Source organism: Bacillota bacterium (assembly GCA_036504675.1).
In the GTDB taxonomy this organism is placed as follows: domain Bacteria; phylum Bacillota; class Sulfobacillia; order JAJYWN01; family JAJZPE01; genus DASXUT01.
On record DASXUT010000063.1, the window covers coordinates 1 to 3,847 of the forward strand.

At 64.6% G+C, this 3,847-nt stretch carries 4 protein-coding genes; 1 reads left to right on the plus strand and 3 read right to left on the minus strand.

The genetic code is table 11. The features are described from left to right. Together VGL40_04720 and VGL40_04725 are read right to left on the minus strand one after the other, a co-directional pair. Positions 1–418, minus strand: a 418-nt coding sequence (locus VGL40_04720) for a membrane-bound O-acyltransferase family protein (GenBank protein HEY3314569.1), incomplete at its 3' end; no start/stop codon positions are given. After that, a complete protein-coding gene (locus tag VGL40_04725; protein HEY3314570.1) occupies positions 405–1,526 on the minus strand; it encodes a hypothetical protein in 1,122 nt (373 codons plus the stop codon). The genes VGL40_04725 and VGL40_04720, both read right to left, overlap by 14 nt. A 471-nt stretch (positions 1,527–1,997) precedes the next feature. Between VGL40_04725 and VGL40_04730 the strand changes: the two genes are divergently transcribed. After that, positions 1,998–2,573 (plus strand): DoxX family membrane protein, encoded by a 576-nt coding sequence (locus VGL40_04730; GenBank protein ID HEY3314571.1) that lies wholly within the window; start codon positions 1,998–2,000, stop codon positions 2,571–2,573. Between the two features lie 336 nt (positions 2,574–2,909). On the opposite strand, the gene VGL40_04735 is transcribed toward VGL40_04730, so the two are convergent. Further along, positions 2,910–3,847, minus strand: a 938-nt coding sequence (locus tag VGL40_04735) for a hypothetical protein (GenBank protein ID HEY3314572.1), incomplete at its 5' end; no start/stop codon positions are given.

Consider the following 3,847-nt stretch of genomic DNA (forward strand, 5'->3'; position numbering starts at 1 on the left):
TCTGCTCGCCGCGGCCGACGTCGATGAGGTAGGCCACCAGCTGGAAGGTGTAGAAGGAGATGCCCACGGGTAGGATGATGGACAACAACTTCCCGTCCGGGGCGAAGTGAAGGACCTGGTTCAGGCTCTGGAAGAGGAAGTTGGTATACTTGAAAAAGGCCAGGTTCAAGAGGTTGAGGGTGACCCCCAGCCAGACCCAGCGGCGGGCGGCCGGGCCGCGATCGGGCTCGGCCCGCTTGGAGCACAGGTAGGTCAGGAAGGACATGGCCGCGAACAGCCCCAGCCAGGGGAGCCCGGCGGCGCCGTAGAAGACGGCGTTGGCCAGGGCCAGCAGCCAGAGCCGCCGGCGCGGGAGGAGATAGTAGAGGGCCGCCGTGGCGACCATCAGGGTGAGGAATTCCGGGCTATGGAAGAGCAACGGCGATCCCTCCTCCCGTCAGGTCCTGGGTCTCGGGACGCGGGCCGGCGGCCGAGTTGAAGTAGTCGCGCCAGAGGAGGATGGCCAGCTGGCGGTAGCCTTCAGGGATCAGGTGGAGATGATCGGCGAAGAGGGCCGGGCTGATCGTCCCCTCGAGGTCCACGTAGCGCGCCGACCGCTGAGCGAAGAAGGCGTCGATGCGCTTCAGGTTGGCCACGTACCCGGGTTTGGTGACGTTGAGCCACATCAATTCGGCGTTGGCCGGGGTCAGGAAGAACATCAGGTCCGTCCCCTGAGCCTTGGCCCTGGCGATGAGCCGGTCGATGAAGTAGACTTGCGGGTTGGACTGGTCCATGACGAACGGGGTGTCGTCGAAGAGGCGCTGGTATTCGCGGGCCTGTAGAAGCCCGGCCAGTCCGGGTTTGGCCGACCAGGGCCTGGTGTCGACCACCTCGTCGGGGCCGACCCCCGGGACATACTTGTCGATGGCCGCCCGGATGAAGTCGCGGTAACGGAGGATGGCGACCCGCGGGTAGATGGTCTTGCGGAACCACTCCGACAAGGTCGGCCGCTTCAACCGGTGGTTGGCCTCGAGGCTGGGGACGGCGTAATCGTAGGCCCCGGGGTCGAGGTGCTTGAGATCGTCCTGCAGCCAGGTGGCCGCCGGCGGATCGGGGTTGCGGGCAACGAAGCCGCCGTAGATGATATTCACCAGGACATGCCGGGCCGGGATGTCGTGCTTCTGCAGCATCAGGAAGGCCGTGTAAAGATCGCCGGCCTGCATGGCCGGCATGGACAGGTTGAAGACCCGGGTCGACCGGCCTTGCTGACGGCCGATCTCCTCGAGATAGTAGCCGATGGACTGCTCGGGCCCGCCCGGCCCGCTGTAGCCGACTGAATCGCCCAGAATGATCAGGTAATCAGTGAGCTTGTCGCGCTTGATCTCCTGGGCCACCTTCTCGAGAACCACGTCGTAGTCGGCGGCCGGGCTGTTCTTGACCACGTTGAAATCCAGGCGGTAATGATAGATCAGCCCCGTCGGCAGAACCAAACCGAGGAGCAGTTGCACCAAGATAAGATAGATCAGGGTGAATTTGAGGGCGCGCATGGACCAACCGCCAATCTTCAAGCGACCTGCTGGGGACAAAGCCGCACTAAGTATACGGCTTGTAAAGGCCGACTGACAAGGGCGCGACTTGGCAGGGCGCGACTTGGCAGGGCGCGACTGGCAGAGCCGCCTCTTGCTGCCATGTGAGGCGGAGAGCGGGCCTTCTCCGTTCCGCCCTGGCCCTGGTATGGACCATCGCCACCGACCCGACGGCACCAGGTCGGTCGCCCGATCGCTGCGTACTTATTGTACCTGGCGTTTCGGTCCGGCAATAGCCACCAAATTCTGCTTTAGCTGGGCTTCAGTGCGTCGGCCGACCTTCACGGTCGGCCATTTGCTATGACTAGCTGGCCGGCTGGCAGGCACTCCTTTTTTACTTTACTTATTACTTTTTCTTATTGACAATAGTACTTATCCGCACTATGATGGTCTTGAAGGTTAGTTCGGAATTTCACCAAGGAGGTGCCCGCAATGAGTCTGTTCAAGGACAAGAGGTTTGCCGCCCTTTGGACAATCCTCCGGATCTGGGTCGGCTACCAATGGCTCGAGGCTGGTTGGCACAAGCTTTCCGACCCCGGCCACCTGTGGATCGGCGAGAAGGCCGGTACCGCGATTCAGGGTTACTGGCTGCGCGCTCTGGCGTCCAAGATCCAGAATGGGGCCCTGGTCTCCCTGACCAACCCGGATGGTACTCCGGTCAAGTCGGCCGTCAATTACAGCTGGTACAAGTCGTTCCTGTCCTTCCTGGTCAACACCCATTCGAGCGTCTGGTTCAGCTACGCCGTCGCTTTCGGCGAGTTGCTGGTCGGAGTCGGCCTCATCCTCGGCTTTGCCACAATCGCCGCCGCCTTCTTCGGAGCTCTCATGAATGTCTCCTACATGCTCGCCGGCACCACCAGCACCAACCCCGTCCTGTACACCCTGGCCATCCTGCTCATCCTGGCCGGTGAGAACGCCGGCTGGTTCGGCGCCGACCGGTGGCTGATGCCCTTCGTTCGGAGCCTCTTCCGTCGAGGACAGACCGGGCGGGCCGAGGCTCAAGCCTAATCGGCCTAGGCGACCTTCCGAAAACCTTCGGGTCTTATGGAATCCGCCAATGCAGGCCTGAGCGAAAGGCGTTCAAGGCCAACGAGTCAAGAACAGCGACGGGCACCAACTGAGGTGCCCGTTCTCTTTTTGCTCGGTGGTTTTCGGCCCTGACCCCCGGTTTACCCCGGGGACGAGGGCAGCCAGACCCCCGTAGAAGCGGAACGAGATGGCGGGCGCCGGGTCCCAGCCCCGAAAGGCGTGGTAGGTCCGGACGGCGGCGGCGACGGCTTCGGGAGTGAGTCCCGGTTCTCGATGTCGACCGCCAGGAGAGCGGTGGTGATTGCTCCCTTGGCTTCAGCGAGCGCGGTCGGCGGCGCGGCGGATCCAATCGGCCGCCGTCCCACGAATGGTCCCGACCCCCCCGGCCACGAGCGAGGCCGCCTTCGACGGGTCCAGGGCCTCCCGGGCGAACTCCAGGGCCAGCCATTGACCGATGCCTCGGCGGCCCGCATAGTCGCCATTCGGGCCAAAGTAGTGGTCGCAGACGTCGGCCTCGTTGGCCAGGCTGTCGCGGGCCAGGGACCGCAACAACTCACTCCGGTGACGGCGACACCAGGCGAGGCGGTCGTCGGCCGCGGTCGGAACGGCGGGCCCAGGTTCTCCGCCGCTCGGTTCTCCGCCGCCCGGTTCTCCGCGGCTCGGCGCCCCGCCGCTCGGCCAGGCGTACTCGGAGTCGGACAGGCCCGGCCGGACGACCATCGCGATCAGCCCGGCCAAGCCTTCGAAGGCCAGGTTGAAAAGGAGGTCGTGCTGGTACCGCTGGACCTCGCCAAAACCCACTCCGGCAGCGTTCTGAGCGACGGCGTACCCGATCTCGTGGGCCAGGGCCAGACCAAGCCGGCTGCGCGAGGCGAAGGACTCCAGCGCCACCAAGGCCGCCGGCCGGCTGAAGACGGGCCAGGACCACGAACCGGCGCCATAGGCGCCGACCAAGGCGATCACGTCGACGGCGGCCACGGCCGCCAAGACCGAGCCGGCCTCGACGGCAATTCGCTCGGCGTCCCGCGGGAAGGTCTCGGCCAGGGCGCGGATGGTCGTCACGGACTTCGGATAGCGGGCAAAGGCCTCGGGTAGCTGAGAGCGGTCGGCCCACCGGGTGAAGTAAAGGTCGAAGACCTGCCGGTTGGGCTCGTAGTACTCCTTCTCCCAGGTCAAGAGTTGCAGCGGGGGGACCAGCCCGCCGGCCTTATCCCAGAAGTCGAGGAAGGTCGGGACGGTATCGATGATCGGCA